A 23,053-nucleotide genomic window follows, 5' to 3' on the forward strand; every position below is an offset into this window, starting at 1 on the left:
GACCAACAATACGATAAGTTTGCCTATGTTGATGCTATAAAAACCTACGAGCGTATTTTTGCTAAAGGATACAAATCGCAAGAGATGTTACAAAAGCTTGGTGATTCGTATTATTTTAAAGCCGATTTAGATAATGCTGCAAAATGGTATGGCGAGTTATTCGCTTTCACACAAGATGTAGAGCCAGAGTATTACTATCGTTATGCACAATCATTAAAAGCAATAAAAGATTACAAAAAAGCCGATGAAATGTTGGTAAAATTTAATCAAAAGAGTGGTAATGATTTACGTGCAAAATTAGCTACAGCTCAGAAAGATTATTTGGCACAAATCAAGAAAAACTCAGGACGTTATACTTTAGAAAATGCTGGAATCAATTCAGAGTATTCTGATTACGGAAGTGCTTTTTCAGGTAATAAAGTAGTTTTTGCCTCAGCAAGAGATACCGGAGGATTGTCTAACAAGAGACACTCTTGGACAGGTGAGAGTTTTACCAACTTGTACAGTGTCAATATAGGCGACCAAGGTGCTTTATCTGATCCAGGAAGATTTGGAGCAAATTTAAATTCAAAGTTCCACGAATCAACACCAGTTTTTACTAAAGACGGAAAAACAGTTTATTTTACAAGAAACAATTTTCTTGACGGAAAAAAAGGAAAAGATGCTAGAAAATCGACTTTATTAAAATTATACAAAGCAACCTTAGATGGCGATAAATGGAGTGATGTAACGGAGTTACCATTCAATAGCAACGAATATAGTGTGGCACATCCGGCATTAAGTGCAGATGAGAAAACATTATATTTTGCATCAAACATGCCAGGTACTTTAGGACAATCAGATTTGTTCAAAGTTGAAATAAAATCAGATGGAAGTTACGGTACACCAACAAATCTTGGAAATGTAATCAACACAGAAGGAAGAGAAACTTTTCCGATGGTGACTAATGAGAACGAAATTTATTTTGCTTCAGATGGACATCCAGGACTTGGAGGATTAGATGTTTTTGTTGCCAAAGAACAAGCTGATGGAAGCTACAAGAAAGTAGAAAACGTAGGAGAACCATTAAACAGTTCGAAAGACGATTTTGCTTACCTTATCAATACATCATCAAGAATAGGATATGTTACCTCAAATAGAGATGGCGGACAAGGTGGTGATGACATCTACAGATTTAAAGAAACTAAGAAACTAGAATGTGAGCAATTTTTAACTGGAGTTGTAACCGATAAAGAATCAGGATTACCACTTTCTGGAGCACGAGTAACATTATCAGATGCTAATTACAAAAAGCTACAAGAGGTAATCTCAGATAAAGATGGTAAGTTTGACTTTGGAAAAGTTGATTGTGGAACAAAATACTACATTAAAACAGAAAAGCCAGAGTACAATACTGTAGAGACACCAACCATTACAAAAGACGAATCAGGAAAATCATTTGTGCCAGTAGAGCTTGAGAAAGCAGTAAAACCAGTTAAAGTTGGAGACAACTTAGCAGAAGCTTTCAAAATCAAAATCATCTACTTCGATTTAGACAAGTCATTCATCAGACCAGATGCAGCAGTAGAATTGGCTAAAATCTTAGATGTAATGGAACAAAATCCAACAATGGAGATTGATGTTCGTTCACACACAGACTGTCGTCAAACAGCCAAATACAACATGGCATTATCAGACAGAAGAGCTAAATCAACAATAGCATGGTTAGTAGAAAAAGGCATCGCAAAATCAAGACTAACAGGAAAAGGATATGGTGAGTCGCAACTAGTAAACGATTGTGGCTGTGAACCAACAAACCAATCAAACTGTACTGAAGAGCAACACCAAGCCAACAGAAGATCAGAATTTATTATTACGAAATTGTAATGGTAAATAAGTTATTAAAAAGGAGACAATTATTGTCTCCTTTTTTTGTTTTATGATTGTTTATGTAGTTTTCATATCTATCTTATTCATGCAATAGTTTAAGTTTTAAACGATTTCACTTTTTTTTTAAGTTTTATTGCGAGAATTATTTTGATATTTTATGAGGGTTGTTATGACTATATACTGTCTATTTTTTTACCCAATAGATTGAATTGATCTTTGCTTGTTTTTCTATTAGGATTGTTTTTTTTAAATAAGAGATGCGTTTTAAATTTTTAAATTTAATTAAACAAAAAGAGACAACTTTTTAAATTGTCTCTTTTTAATATATTGTCTTGCTATGTTTTCTTTGCTTGATATAGATTATGTCCGAATAGTTTTGTAACTACTTTAAAAGTTAATATTTTACAATTAAAAGAGCTTGTAAATGGTTTAGAATTTTTTACTTAGTTTATAAAAATATAACCACTTAACTTATTTGTATCTCCGGTAGATTCATTCAGTATTTCAATGATATAGAAGTAAGTTCCAAAAGGTAGTTTTTCATTACTATTAATGGTAGTTCTACCTTGTGAATATCCATTAAATGTATTGCCATTTGTATCGTATGAATGTGTTTCATATACTTTAACACCCCAACGATTGTAAATGCAAATGTTATTGTTTGGACAATTTTCAATCCCAGTAATTTTTAGGACGTCATTTATAGTGTCGTTATTTGGAGAAATATAATTGTGAACAATGACTGCATTACCATTACAAGGCAATATATTTTTAACTCTTGCTAAGGTAAATATTCCATATTCAGTTTGCGGATTTATTACTGTTGTTACTTCATTAGTTAAAGCATCTGCTACTCCACCTTCGTCAATCCATTTATTTTCTGAAACGTCCCATCTAACTATATGAATATCATCAATAGGTAAAGCAAATATTGCACTTGGTGTAGTAACTGGATTCCAAGTTAGTGTAATAAAAACATCACTGCTAGAGGATGTTTTGTCTATTTGCCAGTATTCTGCATCATCAATTATTGATATATTTTCTTGTTTATTAGCATGTGGGAAAAATACATTTGAGTTTTCAAAGAAGTATTTTCCAGAAAAAATATCAGTATTTGTGTTTGGTTCTGAGATTCCTGCATATCTATAGAAATTACTGTCTCCAATAGGGAATATAAAATCTTGATTACCAATTTTTCTAACAAATCCGTCAACATGACTGTTGTTATCTACATTAATATGGGTTGCCAAGTTTTCAAAAATAGCTAGTCCGCCAAAGTTGTCGTCATCAACAATGCCATTTAAAAAATTAGCATTCCCGCTAATACTAATTTGATTTGATAAGCGAAAAGCCGGTTGTGTTAAACTATTATCAAATTCACAATTGTACCATCTCATTTGGTTAGTTCCAGCTATATTTTGAAATCCAAATAAACCTCTCATTCTTGTAAGTCCAGTGGTTAAGCCATTTGTAAAAGTTACAATTCCGTTATTTGTATAGTGATTATAAACATGTAAATCACCATCATTTGTTAAAACACCTGAATTTAAATTCTCAATTGCAGATACAGATCCAGCTGTTCCAGTTATTGTCATTAATCCTTGATTGATTGTTTTAGTTTGCCCAAAACTACATATGGATAATGAAATAAATAGTCCGATAAGATGTCCTTGTATTTTAATAGTTTTCATGTTAATTAAAATCGTACCATTAATACTCCAGTAGCCGTTCTATATAAAGCGCCTACTGGCAATCCTGCTGCTGCTGCTGCTGTGTTATCATTGTGAACCTGACATCCTTCGATAATTGCAGGAGTAACATCGGTTGAAGTTCGTAATATATGAATCGTTGCTTGTGGCGCATTCATATTTCCAAATCCTGTTCTACCACTTTTTAGAACGGTTATGATATTTGATCTTGTTGCTGGACTTGTGCCATTTGCCAATTGAAAATAAGGGTCGTTTGGCACATTAAAGTCAGTTGGATTTCCGCCTGTTAAGACATTATATCTTCCAAACACCATACTACCCATCGCGCCACTTATATTTCCTACCCCAAGTGTATAGGAATAATCTGCTAGCGTTTGATTGTTTATTCCGTGTGCAACGGCATTTTCTCCGTTTGCGATATTTTCTCGACCCATTGCAGAGGCAAATATTCCTGAAACTACATTGCCCTCACCAACGACAAAACTTTTTTCTGCATTAACAACATTATTTAATCCAATTGCCATAGCATTATTGTTGCTCACAATATTGTTATTGCCTATCGCGCCAGAAGTGCTTCCGGTTATGTTATTTCCACTGCCTGTAGCCGAAGAATTGTTTCCCGAAACTACATTGTTAGTTCCAAATGCAGCAGAATTTAATCCTACAACTCCAGTATTTCCTGTACCGCCTCTAACGGCACCTCTAATATCTATAGCAGCACCATCAATAATATCATTTGTTCCAATACCAATATTACCAAGTTGATAAATGTTTTGGTTGTTTAAAGTTGCTTGATCATTTGTCAATTCAACGCGCCAAGGTTCAATTTTTAAAGAACTTAAATTTATGGTTGGGTTAGTGCCATTTTCATTGTTGAATGTTAAAATATCGTTCAATGCATTAAAAGAAAGCGAAGTAGTTGTTTCAGTTATATCTGATGCTGCTGCTACTCTTTCCCATTTATTTATATACCAATAATAAAAACCAGGTGTAACATCAGCTTGGGTAGCAGTATTAAAAACTAGTAAGCTGTTTACATTTCCAGTATTAATAGTAGAAGCATCGGTTGTGTTTAATAAAGCCAATCTTGGAATTAGTAAGCCACGTTTATTTCCATTAATGTCATCTGCAGTTACATCTAAGTTGGCTGATGTGTTCGGTAGCGCAGCACCAATACTTACTTGACCATGAGAGTTTAAACCGAGTAAAATGCCTATTAATAAAATTATTTTTTTCATGATTGTATTAGTGTTTGTATTAATTAATTATTTTTTTAATGGTCTTGATCCCATTTTCTGTTTTTATTTCTAAAAGCAGCATTTGTTCACATTGAGTAACGTTAGTTATTGTAATTTCTTTGTTGTTAATATTAGATTTTACATAAAGTTGTCGACCACTAATGTCGTATATTTTTATTTCACTTAATGCAGATAAATTTGATTTAATTCCGATGCTTTTATTGTCATTATATACATCAATAGTAAAGTTAGTTTCAAATTCGGTATTTCCTAAGGATGGATTTTGAAAAACCAATACAAACCGATTATTATGACTTCCTGATGTAGATTGAAATTGATAAGGAGCCGCTTTTAAGTCATGATAGCTATTTAACTGTAAATCTTTAATATAAATGTTTTCATTTTCAAATAGGCCATCAATACTTCCAATAGCGATGTTGTAGTTTCCGTCTAAAGGTGCAAAATAACCAAGTGGAATTTCATCTATGTTTGAAAAGGGTAGTGCTCTTGACTCAATTTTTAAGTGCTGGGTTCCTATTAAACTATACAGATCTAAATCATTTTTGTTTGGTGCAGGAACATCATAAAACGAATCAAAATCATTAGAAGCGCCACTAATATATCCAAGAAGTATTCTTTGAGATTTATTATTTTGAGCCACTAAGTCTAACCAAATTCGGTGTCGTTCAAAAATTGGTAAACTTGATTCGGTAGAAATATTTCGGAAAAATGTTGAATTGTCATACACAAGGCCACTTTGATCTCTTCGCATCGTATTAGTAAAGTTTACTACTCCAGTAGCTGGTGCACCTTCAATCATTTGAACAAAAAATCCTTGACCAGCGCCAATTTTATAATCACCAACAGCAGGACAACATGAAGCGCCCAAAACATTATAAGTCAGATAATCGTTAGGATCATAATTATAAATGTAAGATCCATAAAAAGGATTGTTTATGCCAGTTTGTATATCAATACCATGGCGCCAAATATTGATAAATCCTGCCATCATGCCACCATTAGATTCTCTGTTTTCGAAAAGTAGCTGATTCGCACTTATTGCCGATGGATAAGGGTTACCTATCAAATTCCAATTATCATCAAATGGTGTGAAGGCAACACCATTTAAACTCGTGTAACTTACTAAAGTTGAAACAGTAATTGGGCCTCTTGATAAGGTTTGAGAAATAAATCCATTATTTGGTATACCAGTAAAAGTAGATGAAAAAGGCGCAGTTGTATTTGTGCTGTAACTTAATGGACTTCTAACAATGTATCCTCGAGCGGTTTCCATTATATTACTTTGTGCATCAGCCCAGTTGCCTATTCCGCCATTTGGATTTGTAGCAATTGGTTCCCATTTATATTTCGGACCTGTTGGTTCTAAAATATTTAAATTATCAAGGTTAAAAGAGGCTACAGGTGAACTCCAATAAACATAATCAAATTTCTTAACGTTTGCTATTCTTTTATAATTTATATCACCCAAATTAATAGCATTCTCGATTTGTACTAGGCTAGAATTATTTTCAAAATTTAAGTTAGCACCAGGTTCTACAACAACTTCATTTTGGACTAAAAGTGTATGAGCATTATTGAAAACAACGGTGTTTCCAGATCGAACCAACACAGAACAAGCCTCAATGTTTGAAACAGAGCTATAGTTATCCTCAAAAATTACAGCTTTGCTAATAGAAGGAGGCTCTGACCAGCTGCCAAGAGAATAAACTGCGGCACTGCCACCAATTACAATTGAACTAGGGCTAGTTGGTGGCGTGCTAACATTATTAACACTGCAGGCTACTAGTCCCAGATCAGGATTAGAAATAATCTTTGTAAGTCTATCTTGTGCGATAACAAAATAACTTAAAGTACCTGCTGTGATTCCAGTCATAGTAAAGTTCCAAAAACCATCGTTGCCATTCCCAGAAGTTAACGTTCCTGTGACGCTAATGTATGCTCCAGAATTGATTTTGTAATATAATCTTGGCATTAATGTACCACTTGTTGGAACACCAGCCGTGTCTACAATTCTGACATTATTTAAATTTATTGTCGAAGGAACTGCGCCACATGTTCCAGTAAGCACTATTGGACCATAAGTTATAACTGGATTAGTGTCTATTTCGCCAGAAAACTGTACTGCACCCATGTCTGGATTGCTTCCGCGACTCACGTTTTTGCTATCTAAATCATATTCTGCTGTTAAAACTTGCGCACCCATTTCAGCATAAGTTTCGCCCGATGGAGTCCAATATCCCTCATCAACTCCTGTTCCTTCTGTAAGTGTTACATTATCATAAAAACTATTTGAATCGGTTCCAAAATTGTTCGTGCCGCCATTCATTAAAGTTTTGTATTTGCTAACACATCCAGAATAAGCCACTACATTAATATTTGGATCGTCAATAGCTGTAGTATTATGATTTATGTTAAATCGGTTGAACTCAGAACCAAATCCATCTCCTTCACAATAAAAATATGAGCGTCTGTTATGAACCGATGGTGCATAAAACAAATTATTATTAGAAGCAGTATTGTAATTTGGTGGTCGAATACCAGTCTGCCCTGGATTTGTGAGTAAAGCTGTTAAATCTAAATCGTGGCCTTTTATTGCAGCCAGTGCCGATACATATCCATTTCCTTTCGGAAGCACATTTACATAAAGAATGTTATTTCTTAAATCGGTTAATCCGTCTTGAATCCTGTTAATAAAACCTACTGCTGCTGCACCAAAATCGCCAGTTATATTACTTGTAACTTGATTTGTATTATCACCCAATACAATAGTATTATTGTAAACAAGGTAATTAACGCGTCTAGATGATAAAGTTAATCCAAATATTCCACCCAAATTAGAAGAGCTAGGGTTGTAAAGTTTTGAAATATGATTATTAAAAATTTTGTAGTTGTTTAGTGTAGCGTTAAATGATAACCTTATCCAAATACCTTGACAGTTTGCAGGAACTGGTAATCCAGTTGAAAAACCCGGACCTGGATTAGTACCTGTAACATTGTTGTTTAGAGAAACATTAAAAATTCTATTGTTTTTTATAGTGTTATTTAGAGATCCAGTTAATGCGTAAATTCCACTTAAATAAGTGCGGTTGTTCGCGGTTCCATTAGAAGAAATATTACTAATAATATTACCCGATATCATAGTGTTAACTGATGTCTCTAAAAGTATTCCAGAGGCTTCAAACAATGTTGTTCCTCGTCCCATCGAAGCATAAACTCGAGAAATCGTATTATTCATTATTAAGCAATCGGTGCTTGCATTTCTTATACCATAAATATACGAAAACCATACAAGTGTAGCTTGATTACCATTGGAAACAATACTTACATCTAAAGTGTTATTAGAAATTAATGAGGCAATGCCATTATTAGTTATTCCACCTCCAATAGCATTACCTGCTGCAGTAATTAGATTAGTTGTAATAAAATTATTAGATATTGTACTGGTTGCAGTTGTTTGAATTCCTGCCGATGGATCGATACCTTGCTGTGCCGTACAACTTATTAAAATAGTATTGCTAGTTATCGTTCCATTAGAAATAATACCAGAAACGCTAGACAGATTTGATGCTTGAGAATTTACTGTCATACTATTGTTAGAAATAGTACTGTTTACGGTTGAAGAAATTCCGACAGAGGAAGAACTAGTACCAGATGATATTGCATTTACACTTATTGCTGAGTTGTTTGTAATAATGGCACTAGTGCCACTATTTCGAATACCATTTGAGCTACTAGTGCCAACTGCCGTGCAAATAGTGTTTACAATGTTGTTGCTTACTTGATTTCCAGAGTTACTAGAAACAATGCCATTAGTAGTTCCATTTTGTTGACTTACAATAAGTTGTACTTGCGAATTATTATTGCTTATAGTACTAGTTGCACCGCTATTCGTAATTCCGCTAATGGTGGTAGATAAACTTGCGGTAGCGTTTACGACAATTGTATTAGTATTGATAGTACTGTTAGCTGCAGAATTTAAAATCCCGTTCGAAGTAGCAACTCCCGATTGTGTAAAAGGCGCCAATTGAATATTAGAGTTATTGATAACTTGGCTACTTGCTCCAGAATTTGATATTCCGATAGAAGTAAAATTAACAACACCGGAGTTAGAGGTAGTTTGCGGTGCAATTAAAATACTTGCGTTGTTATTAATATTGCCGTTAGCAGTAGTGTTACTAATTCCTGTAATCGTTACTGTTATAGTTGCTGTTGTATTTATTTGTGGTGCTAGTGTTATTTGATTATTGATAAAATTAGCTGTTCCAAAAGAGTTTGCAATACCAGAAATCGAAACCGATACTGCAAGATTGGTAGGAGAAATTGTAATATTATTGTTACTTAAATTATTTGTTGTGCAAGATGTATTTAGAAATATTCCATATAAAACGGATGAAAAATTACTAACGGTGACCGAGTTGTTAGTTATCGTTGCAATTCCGGTTCTTTCAAGATAGATTCCGCTGGTTGTGCCACCAGTATTATTGCTGTTGATTATAACAATATTTGAACTTATGGTTTTATTTAAAGTTACTGATCCATCAATATTACTGATTCCTCTAATAGTTGTATTCGCATTAACTCCAGATGAAGCTGTTAGTGAAATGTTGTTGAAATTAATTTCATAAATACTAGCATTCGAAGTGCTAATACTGCTTATCCCAAAGAAATTAGCTGCAGACGAAACATTTCCTTTATCAATTTCAATAGTATTTTGGTTTATGTTTAGTAGTCCGCTTGAAATACCACTATGTGAAATGCCATTTATTGCTCCAGATGTTCTTAATGAGCCACCAGAAGGTGTTCTTAAAATATTGCCATTTATAATCCTACTCGATGCTGTGTTAATATCGGCTTGAATAAAATTTACCGAATGATCATTATTTGCATTTACATAACTTAGTGTTACAGTATTTTCCGAAATAGTTAACAGCCTCAAATTTCCATCCTGCCAAATTCCTCTCATAAACCTGCTTGCAATTGGGGTTGTGGTAGTATTTTGAATAGTGATGATGTTGTTGTTTAAAAACTTATCCGAAGTTGCACTGGCTAATCGTGACCAAATACCAAAAGTGTCGAAACCCGCTGTATTGTTTAGATTAATTGTATTGTAATTGCAAGAAGAAACATTTGTGTCTGGTTGTACTGATGCTGCAGTTGAGCCAAGTAAAATGCCGCACATAGTTACACTACCAGTTAATGTTCCTGCGGTACTTGTAATTGAATTATAAGATACTGTATTCGCTGCTACTTGATTGATTAAAATTCCGTGAACGCTAGTTCCGATTTTCTGATATAAAGACGTAAGAGCACCATTTCCAATTCCAAAATTAAGTATCGTGTTTCCAGATAAAGTTGATGTTCCACCAATATCCCAATCGGTATCCATTGCTGCGGCTGTATTGGAGCCAACGATAGTGATTCCAAAATTAGCATTGCTTATGATATTGCTATAAAGTTTATTGTTTGAATTAGAACCTGCTATTGAAGTAATGCTAGCTAAGTTTAATCCGTTGGTGTCGCTTGTTAAACACGTAGCATAGATGCCAAACGTATTTTGATAATTAGTACCATTATTATTTAATGTAATGTTGCAATTTCTGATGATGTTATTTTTTGCCCCATCGGCTGTAGCAGTTGGATTTCCATAGAAAAAAGCAAAGCCAAACTCTGTCATGTTGTTGCTTGGTATCGGATTGAAGACAGTATTTAAAGGATTTTCTATCACATCAATACTATCAAAAATTAAGTAATCAGCACCTATTATTTTGATTACACCGTCCATGATTCCGCCAGCAAAATGGTTGGCTCCTGCCGTAATGAGAGGATTGGCTCCTGTACCATTTTTTTGAAAAGTTATCGTATTAGTAGCGCTTGTCCCGGCAATGATTCTGAAGATGATTCCACCGGTAATGGTTGTGCTTGTTCCTGCAGGAGCTGTCTCGGTATAATTAGCAGCAACATTAAACAGCACCGGACCCGAAATTCCATTGGTGTTTAAACTTATTGCGGCGTCATTAATACTGCCAAAATCTCCCGGAATAGAATAAGTGCCTGATAATGGTATAAGTGCAGGTGGGTTATTTTTCTCATCAAAAGGCGATGCAAAAATAACCGTTGAAAATAGTAGTAAGAAAAATGAAATAGCTTTCATTCTAATAACAATAATTTTTAAAATAGCCTTCCTAAGATTTAACGTATTGATTTAAAGGTAAATATATAAAATTTCACTAAAAAATGATTAATATAAAAATAAATACCTAAACAAATAAACTGTAAACTATTCAACTAGAAAAAGAGTTAAATAGTTTACAGTCAAATTTTTATCAATTCAGTACAAATATACTGCTAATAAAATTATTGAAATGTAGAATTTATTCGGTAGCTACAAGTTTGCTTGCGCTCCTGTAAATAAATGCGTTATAAACGTGTCTTCTAGCAAATCGGCTCGGTGACTCTGCATTGACCATTTTTATATAAGTTTGTTTAGGAACACCAAAATACTCGAAAGTATTTCCGTCTAGGAAAGTTACATACAAAACGCTATTTTCAAAATAAAAATCTTGAATGTTAGAAGTAGTAGTAGTTTTTATATACTCTGCTTTAGTTTTTTCAAGAGTTTCTGGCGCTACACTAACTAGGAAATGGTATGCTTCAATAAAAGCAATACTTTTTTGTTCGGCTTCATGGCGCTCCTGTTCATCACTAATCGTGTCAGGATGAAAATCTTTCATGCTATTTCTGTAAATAGTCTTTAATTCTTTTAAAGTCGCTGTTTTCGTAACGTTGAGTAACGCTCTGTACTCAACAATTTTTTTCATATTCATAAAGTAAAAATAAAAAAAGTCATTCATGTAGTAATGACTTTTATTAGTAGCAATAACAGGAGTCGAACCTGTACCTAATAGGTGTGAGAAGCTTTTTTTTACAAACTTTTTTCTCCCTTTCTAATGCAATTTTGGGTACTTCTTTAAAAGAATAATACCAATTTCGGTGCAAAGGTACGTATTTTTTTTCAATCGCATTTTATAGTGAATCAACGTTTTGGTTCAGAATCAAAGTATAACTTGAAATTAGAATTGTCAAAAAAGCTTCCAAGTATGTTTGCAATATAGTAAACACAAAAAAAACCCTCTCATTTCTGAAAGGGTTTACTTAGTAGCGGGAACAGGACTCGAACCTGTGACCTTCGGGTTATGAGCCCGACGAGCTGCCTACTGCTCTATCCCGCGCTGTTTCGAGTGCAAATATACAACGAATATCGATACTCGCAACAAAAAAATTAAAAAAATCTTTTATTTCTACTATTCGCTTGATATGACTACCTTTGCAACAAATTAAATTAAAATAAATGTCGCATAAAGCCGGTTTTGTAAACATTATAGATTTGATATAAAGAGGAGAATGTCCAGTGGACATTTGGTAGATTAAATGTAATTTTAAAAAATAAACATGATACATAAAGCTGGTTTTGTTAATATTATTGGTAACCCAAACGTAGGAAAATCAACATTAATGAATGCTTTCGTTGGTGAAAGATTGTCAATTATTACTTCAAAAGCTCAAACTACTCGTCATAGAATTCTCGGAATTGTTAATGGTGATGACTTTCAAGTAATACTCTCTGATACTCCTGGGATTATTAAACCTGCTTATGAAATGCAAAAATCAATGATGGATTTTGTTAAATCTGCCTTTGAAGATGCCGACGTTTTAATTTATATGGTTGAAATTGGAGAAAAAGAACTTAAAGATGAAGCTTTTTTCAATAAAATTATCCATGCCAAAATTCCAGTTTTACTGTTACTTAATAAAATAGATAAATCAAATCAAGAGCAATTAGAAGAGCAAATCGATCTTTGGAAAGAGAAAGTGCCAAACGCTGAAATCTATCCAATCTCTGCTTTAGAAAATTTCAATGTAAAAGAAGTTTTTGCTAGAATTTTAGAACTTCTTCCAGAATCACCAGCATATTATCCTAAAGATGCTTTGACAGACAAACCTGAACGTTTTTTTGTTAACGAAACCATTCGCGAGAAAATTCTTTTAAACTACGATAAAGAAATTCCATACGCAGTAGAAATTGAAACTGAAGAGTTCATTGAAGATGATAAAATCATTCGAATTAGATCCGTTATTATGGTAGAACGCGATACTCAAAAAGGGATTATTATCGGTCATAAGGGTGCAGCACTAAAGCGTGTCGGAATGCAAGCTCGTGAAGATTTAGAAAAATTCTTCGGAAAACAAATCCACATAGAAATGTTCGTGAAAGTCAATAAAGATTGGAGAAACAGTCAATTTCAATTAAGACGTTTCGGGTATAATCAAAAGTAGTCTTAAATTTTATCTTTCAAAATTCTGTTGGTTAATTCTTCAAGTTTATGCATTTGTGGTTGGCATTTTTTTCTATTAACTCTAGCTTGAAAATACAATGCAAACCAAAAAACTACCATCAATCCCATAATTACAAAGTCAGTAGTAGTAGATTGTTTTAATGTCCAATGCGAATAGGCCATCATCATAAAAACTAAAAAAACACCAGCAATAAAGAAATGTAGGAACATAAAGAAAGTCCAAACTGTTTGGTCTGGTCCAAAAAGTCCTTTTACATGTGTTGTTTTATCTTCGTTTTCTTCTAATTCCAAATGTAAATGTGGAGAATAGTACTTTCGTTTGGCTAAGGTGATGAATAAAAATATATGATGATCCGATATTTTTACTCGATAATCATTTTTGACTTCTTCTTTAATTTTTGTTGCATGTTCAATAATTTCATTCATTGACATAGAAACATCTTTTTGAAATCGTGGACGAAGCACGATAGTATTATCCAATTCCATTACTTAAATTTTAACATTCAAATTCATTAAAACATAGTTTTTTTAGTATTACTACCATACTAAGGTATGAAAAAATAAAATTAGTAGTACCTTTGCAGCTTATTTTAAAATCATTATGAATAACATTGTTGCGATAGTAGGAAGACCTAATGTAGGGAAATCAACCCTTTTCAATAGGCTGATACAAAGAAGAGAAGCTATTGTAGATTCAGTTTCTGGTGTAACCAGAGATAGAAACTATGGTAAAAGCGAATGGAACGGAAAAGAGTTTTCCGTAATTGATACTGGTGGATACGTTAGAGGAAGCGACGACGTCTTTGAAGGAGAGATTAGAAAACAAGTAGAACTAGCTATTGATGAGGCAGATGTTATCATTTTTGTTGTAGATGTAGAAGAAGGAATTACTCCAATGGATGATGCTGTTGCAAAATTACTTCGTAAGGTTACAAAACCAGTTTTATTAGCAGTAAATAAAGTAGATAATTCCATGCGTGAAAAAGACGCGGTTGAATTCTATAATTTAGGACTTGGAGAGTATTACACATTTGCAAGTATTTCAGGTAGTGGAACAGGTGATTTGTTAGACGCATTGATTGATGCTTTTCCAGTAAAACCAGAACCAACTAAAGAAGAAATTGTATTACCACGTTTTTGTGTAGTAGGTCGTCCAAATGCTGGAAAATCTAGTTTCATAAATGCATTAATAGGTGAGGATAGATATATTGTAACAGATATTGCAGGAACAACGCGTGATGCAATTGATACAAAGTTTGACCGTTTCGGATTTGAATTCAACCTTGTAGATACAGCCGGAATTAGACGAAAAACCAAAGTTAAAGAAGATTTAGAATTTTATTCTGTAATGCGTTCAGTGCGTGCCATTGAACATTCAGATGTATGTATTTTGATAATAGATGCAACACGAGGATTTGAAGGTCAAGATCAAAGTATTTTTTGGCTGGCTGAGAAAAACAGAAAAGGTGTTGTAATTCTTGTAAACAAATGGGATTTGGTAGAAAAAGATACGATGTCAACTCGTGATTATGAGGCCAAAATCCGTGAACAATTACAACCTTTTACCGACGTGCCAATTATTTTCGTATCGGCATTAACAAAACAACGTTTACTGAAAGCATTAGAAGAAACAGTAAAGGTATACGAAAACAGAGCACAACGTATTTCTACTTCAAAATTCAACGATTATATGTTGAAAATTATAGAAAATCATCCACCACCAGCTTTGAAAGGGAAATATGTAAAAATTAAATATTGTATGCAATTGCCAACACCTACTCCTCAGTTTGTGTTTTTTGCAAACTTGCCACAATATGTAAAAGAAGCATACAAACGTTTCCTTGAAAATAAAATCCGTGAGAATTGGGATTTTTCTGGTGTGCCAATTGATATTTATATAAGAGAGAAGTAATTTTTATACTAACAGATTTCCAAAATCTTTTAGGTATTTTTAATAAAAATGTTAGAAAAAAACATACAAATAGCTGTCGATAAAGGTGAAATGCTTCCGCTTATGGAAGAATTTTATACTATTCAAGGCGAAGGATTTCATACAGGAACAGCAGCTTATTTCATAAGAATTGGCGGTTGTGATGTAGGTTGTCATTGGTGCGATGTAAAAGAAAGCTGGAATGCAGAACTTCATCCTCCAACAGCAACAGATGTCATTGTTGCTAATGCCAAAAAGTACGCAGATACAGTTGTAATTACAGGAGGAGAACCATTAACTTGGGATATGAATCCGCTTACTCAAAAATTAAGATCACAAGATCTTCGTGTTCATATTGAAACTTCAGGATGCTATCCAGTTACAGGAATTTGGGATTGGTTTTGCCTTTCTCCTAAGAAAAATAAACTTCCAGTTGAAAGCGCCTATGAAATTGCTAATGAACTTAAAGTAATTATCTACAACAAACACGATTTTATTTTTGCCGAAGAACAAGCAGAAAAAGTGAATCCAAATGCAATCCTTTTTCTTCAACCAGAATGGAGTAAAAAAGATGAAATGACTCCGCTTATTGTAGATTATGTGATGAAGAATCCAAAATGGAGGGTTTCCTTGCAAACGCATAAATATTTAAATATTCCTTAAAAATGAAATGGATCGTACTTTTTTTACTCTTTTCATCAAGTCTTTTTGCTCAAATTGGAGGAGAAGATGAAGTCTATTTGAATGGAGACAGAATAGAAGCTAAGTTCAATGGAGGCGGTTTAGATAAATTTTATGATTACATAAACGCAAACTTTGATTTTTCTAAAGTTAGCAAGCCAGGAAGAATGGTCACTGCTTTTACAGTTAATGAACTTGGAGAAATTAAAAACATTAAAGTAGTTCAATTTGTTGACGTTGAAACAGCTTCCGAGATTGTAAGAGTCTTAAAAAATGCTCCAAAATGGAAGCCAGCAACACGTGGTGGAAAACCCATTAGTGTTGAAATTAAGTTTCCATTAGATTTTAAATTTTCAAAGAAAGAGTAAAATTTTTATATAATCTGAATCTTTTTGTAACAATTATTATAATTAAACAACTTATAAATTGTGTAGAATTAATCGAATTTATTTTGGCACAATAATTGAAAATTATATATTTATAAAAAATTTTAAAACCACAAAAAAAATGAAAAAACTTATTTTAACGTTCGCTTTGCTATTAGTAGCTCAATTTGGTTTCTCTCAAGCTGTTGATGAAGCTTTCAAAAAAGATGTATTGAAAGTTGTCGAAAGAAGTGGCTCTGGGCTAGGTTCTTATAAAAAACAAATTTTAGCAAATATTCCTGAAGATAAACAAGCAGCATTTTCAGTTGAGTTTGATGGTTTAATAGCTAAAGCTAACGATTTAACTGCAAAAATTTACATGGAAGAATATTCAAAAGAGGATATTAAAGCGATGTTAGCCTTTTATGAAAGTCCAGTAGGAAAAAAAATGTCTGAGAAAGCTCCAGCAATCATGGAAAAATCTCAAGCATCAATGATGGAATTACAAGGAGAAATTCAATCGATGATGATGAAATATATGCAATAATTGTTGATTCAATTAAAAAGTATAATTCCAAATGACATTCGTTGTTTGGAATTTTTTTATTTTTATCAAATAACAAAATTTTAAATCTATGAGAAAAGCAATCTTTTTATTTAGTATATTGATAAGTCAATTTATTTTTGGACAAGAAGATTATAGTAAATATAAACCTGTTGAACCTTTGTATAATAATGGTGGCGTAGAAAAGTTTTATGAATATTTATCAAATGCTATCGATTATACAAAAGTTGAAAATGAAAAAGATGTAATAATTGGTTTTGTTTTAGGAAATGATGGTAAAATGAATCACATAAAAGTTAGTTTTTGTTCAAATTTAGAAGCAGAAAAAGAGATAGCTTTTGTTTTACAAAATGCAATGAAATGGGACTTATCTAATCAAAAGGATAAAAATTTATTCGTTTGTTACAAAATGAAATTATTTTTTTCAAATAAAGAAGTAAAAGGCTTAACAAAAACTATGTGGTTTAAAGATGATGTTGTAGATATAAACATTGATAAAAATGAATTTTCAAGTTCAGAAGAAAAATTAAATAGTAAAGATGATAATTTAATATATAATTCTGCTGGACTTGATGTGAGACCAGAATATCCTGGAGGAATGTCAGAGTTCTATTTGTATATACAAAAAAATTATAAAGTGCCCAATATAAAGGGATTAGCTGGGAAAGTAATTGTTAGTTTTGTTATAGAAAAAGATGGCTCAATTACTGATATTAAAGTTTTGAGAGATATAGGACATGGCACTGGTGAAGAAGTTGTTAGAGTTCTTAAAAATTGCAAAAAGTGGCTTCCAGCAGAACAAAATGGAGCTAAAGTGAGATGTAGTTACATACTTCCAATTAATCTTTAAACCAAAGAAGAATAAAATTACACACATGAAATCACATTTTCTTTTAGATAATAACATTACTTTTTTAAATCACGGTTCGTTTGGCGCTTGTCCGAAACCTGTTTTTGAAGAATTTCAACGATTGCAATTAGAATTGGAGCAAGAACCTGTTCATTTTATTCAAAAGAAATTGCCAGTTTATTTAAAGGAAGCCAAAAAACCTTTGGCAAAATTTATAGGTTGTGATTCAGAAGATTTCTTTTTTACACCAAATCCAACTTTTGCTGTTAATACCATCATGAGAAGTTTAAATCTTCAAAAAGATGATGAAATTCTAACAACCAATCACGAATATGGAGCAATGGACAGAACTTGGAATTTCTATTGCAAAAATTCAGGAGCGAAATATATTCGTCAAGAAATTTCGTTGCCAATTATTTCTAAAGAACAGATTTTAGAGGAATTTTGGAAAGGTTATAATTCTAATACTAAAGTGATTTTCCTGAATCAGATTTCAAGTTCAACGGCTTTGATTTTTCCAGTGAAAGAAATTTGTGATAAAGCACAACAACTTGGATTAATTACCATTATTGACGGCGCTCATGTTCCAGGTCATGTTGATTTGAATATACAAGAATTGAATCCCGATTTTTATACTGGAACATTGCACAAATGGATGTTGGCTCCAAAAGGAAGTTCGTTTTTATATGTTAAAAAAGAATTTCAATCCGATATTGATCCATTAATAGTAAGTTGGGGTTACGAAAGTTTGGCTCCAAGTGATAGCCAGTTTTTAGATTATCACGAATATCAAGGTACAAATGACCATTCGGCGTATTTGTGTACGCCAAAAGTCATTGAGTTTTTAGAGCAAAATAATTGGAAAGAAAAGTCGAAAGCTTGTAAAAAAATAGTTTTAGAAAATTACCATCGTTTTTGTGATTTGGTAAATACTAAGCCTATTTGTCCGATTTCAGAAGAATTTCTTGGTCAAATGGCAAGTATTCCAATAAGAACTGAAAAACCTATGGAGTTGAAAGAGTTGTTGTATGCAAAATATAAAATTCAAATTCCAATTATGCCTTTGAATGATAAGATTTATATGCGTTATTCGATGAATGTGTATAATTCTCAAGAAGATTTAGAAGTTTTGTACCAAGCGATTACTGATATTATTGAAACTACCGATTTGATTAAAGTTTACTGATAGTTTAGCCCAGATTGGAACGGCATTCTGTGATTTGTTGCCTGAGGTTACTCGAAGGCAACAAATGAAAAGATATAGTGGAAAGCTGGACACGAGCTTGCGACTGACGAAGTAAATAGCTTCTAAAAAAGACGAGCCAAATAATCAAAATGTTTTCCTTCTTCGATTAATTCGCATTGCAAATCGTTTGCGAAAGCTGCATTTTGTAACGTATTATAATCCAAATACAACCACGGAAATGCTTCTTCAGTTTGATTTTTATATGAAATAGTAAATGTTAGTTCGCCGTAATAACCATCTGCAGGAATCCATTTAGAGCCATCTTCATCTTCATCAAACATATAGATAATGTCAGAAGAATCTATTAAAATTTGACCATTTGGTGCTAGCAAACTTTTTAGTTTTAGTAAGTATTTAGAAGTTTCTGCTAATGTTCCGAAAATTCCTGTTCCGTTCATTAATAATAAAATGGTGTCGAATTTATTCTGATGGCTATCAGAATCTATTCCCAAATCCAAAATATTTTGAACTTTAGCATTTTTTAAACCACGAAGTTGACAAGTTTGAATAGCGTTTTCAGAAATATCGATGGAAGTTACGGCTAGATTTTTTTCATTTTGAAGATATAAACTATGACTTCCTGCACCACAACCTACGTCAAGAACTTTGCCTTTTGAGAGTTGAAGGGCTTTTTTTTCTAATTTGGGCATTTCTTTATACGAACGAAAAAGATAAGCGACATCCATTTCATCAGATTCCGAAATATTGGTTTCTGTGATAATGTCTTCAGGCGAATTTTTGGTTTGAAAATCGAGAATTGCTTTTCCAAATAAATCTAACATTTTTGTAAAGTTTCAGGTTTAACGTTTCAAGTTGTTTAAATTTGCATCAGAAATTAAACTAAATGCTAAAGCCTCAATTAAACGAACTCGGAAAACTTGCCAAAGATAAGCATAACGAAAACAAAAAGTATTTCGATAAGCTGAAAAAGAAAGCGCCTAAAAATTTGGATTATGTAATGCAAGATTTACACGATGCCGAATTCAAAAAAACCGATTGTTTAGAATGTGCTAATTGTTGCAAAACGACCGGACCACTATTTACATCTGCAGATATTGAGAGAATTTCAAAGCATTTCAAACAAAAACCACAACAATTTATTGATCAATATTTGCGTATTGACGAAGACAAAGATTATGTTTTAAAAAGTGTACCGTGTACTTTTTTAGAAGCCGATAACAAATGTTTTATTTATGATGTGCGTCCAAAAGCATGTAGAGAATTTCCGCATACAGATAGAAAAAAGTTCCAACAGATATCCGATTTGACTTTGAAGAATGTTAAAATCTGTCCAGCAGCATATAACATTGTTGAAAAAATGAAAGAGAAAATAGTACTTTAGAAGTCTATTCTCTTTTTTCTAATTATAAATCAAATACTTCTTTCTCATTTCCTTAAAATCATTCAATCCTTTCTCCCAAGATTTTCTGATTTCAATTTCTGAAACACCATCAATTATTTGCTGTTGTAGTTTTTTAGTTCCGGCCAATTTGGTAAAGAAATCATTAAAGAATTTAGATTTATCTGAAGTAGTGTTGTAAGCTTTAATCAGCCATTTTAGCTCCAATTGATTTACTTTTGGAATAGAAGTTAAATTTTCACCAAAGCACAATTGATTCTTATAAACAGGTTCTTTAGCTCCAAAATTTGGAATGGGAGTGAAGCTAAAATCACTTTTTGGTAAATAGGGTGAACCATATATTTGAAATTGCATTTCAGTTCCTCGGCCAACACTTACATTAGTTCCTTCAAACAAACACAAACTAGCGTATAAGTTTATAGATTGGTCATTTGGTAAATTAGGAGAAGGTTTCACAGGTAAACTATAAGTCATTTCTCTATTGTAATCAATACAATGTATAACTTTTAAGTTGCATTGAATTCCATTTTTCAACCATTTTTCACCATTTATCATTCTTCCATATTCGCCAATAGTCATTCCATGAAGCAATGGAATTGGATGCATTCCAACAAAACTAGTGAATTCTTTTTCCAAAATCGGTCCATCAACAATAGTTCCATTAGGATTTGGCCTATCCAAAATCATTAATTCTATATTGTTTTCAGCACAAGCTTCCATTATATAATGTAGGGATGATATATAGGTGTAAAATCGTGCACCAACATCTTGCAAATCAAAAACTATTATATCAATTCCTGCTAATTGTTCAGGTCTTGGTTTTTTGTTATTTCCATAAAGTGAAATTATCGGTAAATCTGTTTTAGTGTCTTTTCCGTCTTTAATTAGTTCACCTGCATCTGCAGTTCCGCGAAATCCGTGCTCCGGAGCAAATATTTTTTGAACGCTAATTTTATTCTCGATAAGAAAATCAACTAAATGAACATTATTTGATAAAATTCCAGTTTGGTTTGTAATCACACCAACTTTTTTGTCTCTTAACAAAGGCAAATAAAAAGAATATCTATTGGCTCCAGTTTTTATTGATGAATTAGTTACTTCTTTTTCAGTATTTCTTCTTGAATTTTCAAAATGTCTATTTAATCCGCATGAAGAGGATATTGTGAGGTAACCCAAACAAATAATACAAGTCGATAATAAGTATTTCATCATTTTATAATTTAAATTAACTTTGTCTCTTTGTCCTAAAAAGAAATATCTTTGCAACAAAACCAAAACTTTTGAATTTAGAACATTTCATCGCCAAAAGATTAATTACTGCTAAAGACCATAAAAGTAGTATTTCTGCTCCAATAATAAAAATTGCCATAGCCGCTATTGCAATAGGTATTGTTATGATGATTGTTTCAATTGCAACAGGAATAGGTTTACAACAAAAAATACGCCAAAAAGTCTCAGCATTTAACGGACACATAATAATTTCTAATTTTAACGGAAATGAGTCCGACGGAAGTATAGAACCTGTTTCTACAAACCAAAAGTTTTACCCAAAGTTCAATGCTGTTGAAGGTATAAATCATATTCAAGCAGTTGCAACCAAGTTAGGAATAATTAGAACCGAAACAGATTTTGAAGGAATAACTTTCAAAGGAGTTGGTAAAGACTATAAATGGGAATACTTAGAAGAGTATTTAATTGAAGGTAGATTGCCAAAACTGAAAAGTAATTTAAACGAAGAAGTTTTAATTTCACAATATTTAGCCAACAGATTAAAATTGAAATTAAACGATAGTTTCAATACTTTTTTTCTAAACGAAGGAGATGATAAGTTGCCAAAAAGCAGAAGATTTAAAATTGTAGGAATTTATAATTCAGGTTTTCAGGAGTTTGATGCTACTTATATAATAGGAGATATCCGTCACATTCAAAGACTTAATAAATGGAACTCAAATCAAGTGGGTTCGTTTGAGATTTTTGTAGATGATTTTACCAAAATAGACGAAAAAGGCAAGCAAGTTTACAAAGAAATCCCTTCAACACTAAATGCACAAACTATTGTAGAAAAATATTACTACATTTTTGACTGGCTAAAACTCTTCGATTTTAATATTATTGTTATTCTAATAATAATGATAATTGTATCTACTATTAATATGGTAGTAGCATTACTTGTCTTGATATTAGAAAGAACTCAAATGATAGGAATCCTAAAATCACTTGGTTCAGACAATTGGTCAATAAGAAAAATATTTCTATACAATTCGTTATACCTAATACTAAGAGGCTTGTTTTGGGGTAATACTATAGGAATAGGATTATTACTTATTCAGAAGAAATTTGAAATAATTAAACTAAATCCAGAAAGTTACTATGTAAATGTAGCGCCTGTAGAAATTAATATACTGTATATCCTTGCTCTTAATGTAGGTACAGTCCTTGTCTGTTTGTTGGTTTTATTAATACCTTCCTACTTAATTACTAAAATATCTCCTGCCAAAACCATTCGTTTTGATTAATTAGCAGCGAACCATCAGCGCTTTCTTGTGGTCGGTATACCCGCTTTCCACTTTACAAGGTACCGTTCCAATCGGGGCTAGATTGTAGTCTGTATTGATTAGATGTAGTATTTCAAAAGATGTTTTTGTTTACTACAGTTATATTCTTGAGAGATTAAAAAAAACTTTCAATAACAACAATCACAAAACCAGTGGGTTAAAAAATACTTTCAAAAAAGGGTGTAAATAAGTTTGCGAGATTCAAAAAGATGAGTACTTTTGCACCCGCAATACGGCAGACGTTCTTTAACAAATACTGAAAAAAACTTTAAAAAAGATTTGCACGGAATAGATAAAGGTTTTACCTTTG

Annotated in this window: 17 protein-coding genes and 1 tRNA gene; 10 read left to right on the top strand and 8 right to left on the bottom strand. The window is 32.5% G+C overall.

Annotated features, from left to right (window positions below):
- A partial coding sequence (locus ACIQ06_RS14670) for an OmpA family protein (RefSeq protein ID WP_396147608.1) occupies window positions 1-1,866 on the top strand: 1,866 nt, incomplete at its 5' end.
- 446 nt (window positions 1,867-2,312) lie between these two features.
- Here the strand turns inward: ACIQ06_RS14670 and ACIQ06_RS14675 are convergent.
- The 5 genes from ACIQ06_RS14675 to ACIQ06_RS14695 all read right to left on the bottom strand — a co-directional run bounded on the left by ACIQ06_RS14675 (window position 2,313) and on the right by ACIQ06_RS14695 (window position 12,066).
- Entirely contained in the window at window positions 2,313-3,560 is a 1,248-nt protein-coding gene (locus ACIQ06_RS14675) for a gliding motility-associated C-terminal domain-containing protein (RefSeq protein ID WP_396147610.1), read from the bottom strand.
- Window positions 3,561-3,565: 5 nt separating this feature from the next.
- Window positions 3,566-4,816 (bottom strand): hypothetical protein, encoded by a 1,251-nt coding sequence (locus ACIQ06_RS14680; protein ID WP_396147612.1) that lies wholly within the window; start codon window positions 4,814-4,816, stop codon window positions 3,566-3,568.
- Between the two features lie 19 nt (window positions 4,817-4,835).
- Window positions 4,836-10,988, bottom strand: a complete 6,153-nt coding sequence (locus ACIQ06_RS14685) for a T9SS sorting signal type C domain-containing protein (protein ID WP_396147615.1) — start codon at window positions 10,986-10,988, stop codon at window positions 4,836-4,838.
- A 220-nt stretch (window positions 10,989-11,208) separates the two neighbouring features.
- Window positions 11,209-11,655 carry a KTSC domain-containing protein gene (locus ACIQ06_RS14690; RefSeq protein WP_396147617.1) on the bottom strand — a complete coding sequence of 149 codons (447 nt, stop codon included), beginning with the start codon at window positions 11,653-11,655 and terminating at the stop codon, window positions 11,209-11,211.
- A 338-nt stretch (window positions 11,656-11,993) separates the two neighbouring features.
- A tRNA-Met gene (locus ACIQ06_RS14695) sits at window positions 11,994-12,066 on the bottom strand.
- Window positions 12,067-12,286: 220 nt separating this feature from the next.
- Here ACIQ06_RS14695 and era point away from each other — a divergent pair.
- On the top strand, window positions 12,287-13,171 hold the full coding sequence (era, locus tag ACIQ06_RS14700) for a GTPase Era (protein WP_396147619.1): 885 nt from the start codon (window positions 12,287-12,289) through the stop codon (window positions 13,169-13,171).
- Between the two features lie 2 nt (window positions 13,172-13,173).
- Here era and ACIQ06_RS14705 read toward each other — a convergent pair whose 3' ends face one another.
- Window positions 13,174-13,677, bottom strand: coding sequence for a hypothetical protein (locus tag ACIQ06_RS14705; protein ID WP_298304243.1), 504 nt, complete (start codon window positions 13,675-13,677; stop codon window positions 13,174-13,176).
- Window positions 13,678-13,792: 115 nt separating this feature from the next.
- Here ACIQ06_RS14705 and der point away from each other — a divergent pair, with 115 nt between their 5' ends.
- From der to ACIQ06_RS14735, 6 genes are all read left to right on the top strand, one after another.
- On the top strand, window positions 13,793-15,103 hold the full coding sequence (gene der / locus ACIQ06_RS14710) for a ribosome biogenesis GTPase Der (protein ID WP_345092714.1): 1,311 nt from the start codon (window positions 13,793-13,795) through the stop codon (window positions 15,101-15,103).
- Window positions 15,104-15,151: 48 nt separating this feature from the next.
- Complete coding sequence (locus tag ACIQ06_RS14715) at window positions 15,152-15,784, top strand: 7-carboxy-7-deazaguanine synthase QueE (protein WP_396147622.1); 633 nt, start codon at window positions 15,152-15,154, stop codon at window positions 15,782-15,784.
- 2 nt (window positions 15,785-15,786) lie between these two features.
- Window positions 15,787-16,170, top strand: a complete 384-nt coding sequence (locus ACIQ06_RS14720; protein WP_396147625.1) for an energy transducer TonB — start codon at window positions 15,787-15,789, stop codon at window positions 16,168-16,170.
- Window positions 16,171-16,309: 139 nt separating this feature from the next.
- A complete protein-coding gene (locus ACIQ06_RS14725; protein WP_396147626.1) occupies window positions 16,310-16,714 on the top strand; it encodes a DUF2059 domain-containing protein in 405 nt (134 codons plus the stop codon).
- An 88-nt stretch (window positions 16,715-16,802) separates the two neighbouring features.
- A complete protein-coding gene (locus tag ACIQ06_RS14730) occupies window positions 16,803-17,582 on the top strand; it encodes an energy transducer TonB (protein WP_396147628.1) in 780 nt (259 codons plus the stop codon).
- Between the two features lie 25 nt (window positions 17,583-17,607).
- Window positions 17,608-18,768, top strand: coding sequence for an aminotransferase class V-fold PLP-dependent enzyme (locus tag ACIQ06_RS14735; RefSeq protein WP_396147629.1), 1,161 nt, complete (start codon window positions 17,608-17,610; stop codon window positions 18,766-18,768).
- A gap of 122 nt (window positions 18,769-18,890) precedes the next feature.
- On the opposite strand, the gene ACIQ06_RS14740 is transcribed toward ACIQ06_RS14735, so the two are convergent.
- Window positions 18,891-19,610, bottom strand: coding sequence for a class I SAM-dependent methyltransferase (locus tag ACIQ06_RS14740; RefSeq protein ID WP_396147631.1), 720 nt, complete (start codon window positions 19,608-19,610; stop codon window positions 18,891-18,893).
- Window positions 19,611-19,672: 62 nt separating this feature from the next.
- Between ACIQ06_RS14740 and ACIQ06_RS14745 the strand changes: the two genes are divergently transcribed.
- A complete protein-coding gene (locus tag ACIQ06_RS14745) occupies window positions 19,673-20,170 on the top strand; it encodes a YkgJ family cysteine cluster protein (RefSeq protein ID WP_396147633.1) in 498 nt (165 codons plus the stop codon).
- 18 nt (window positions 20,171-20,188) lie between these two features.
- Here ACIQ06_RS14745 and ACIQ06_RS14750 read toward each other — a convergent pair whose 3' ends face one another.
- Window positions 20,189-21,397, bottom strand: a complete 1,209-nt coding sequence (locus tag ACIQ06_RS14750; RefSeq protein WP_396147637.1) for an exo-beta-N-acetylmuramidase NamZ domain-containing protein — start codon at window positions 21,395-21,397, stop codon at window positions 20,189-20,191.
- Between the two features lie 71 nt (window positions 21,398-21,468).
- Between ACIQ06_RS14750 and ACIQ06_RS14755 the strand changes: the two genes are divergently transcribed.
- Complete coding sequence (locus ACIQ06_RS14755) at window positions 21,469-22,704, top strand: ABC transporter permease (RefSeq protein ID WP_396147635.1); 1,236 nt, start codon at window positions 21,469-21,471, stop codon at window positions 22,702-22,704.
- The last annotated feature ends 349 nt before the right edge of the window (window positions 22,705-23,053 follow it).

Source organism: Flavobacterium sp., from assembly GCF_044341265.1.
In the GTDB taxonomy this organism is placed as follows: Bacteria; Bacteroidota; Bacteroidia; order Flavobacteriales; family Flavobacteriaceae; genus Flavobacterium.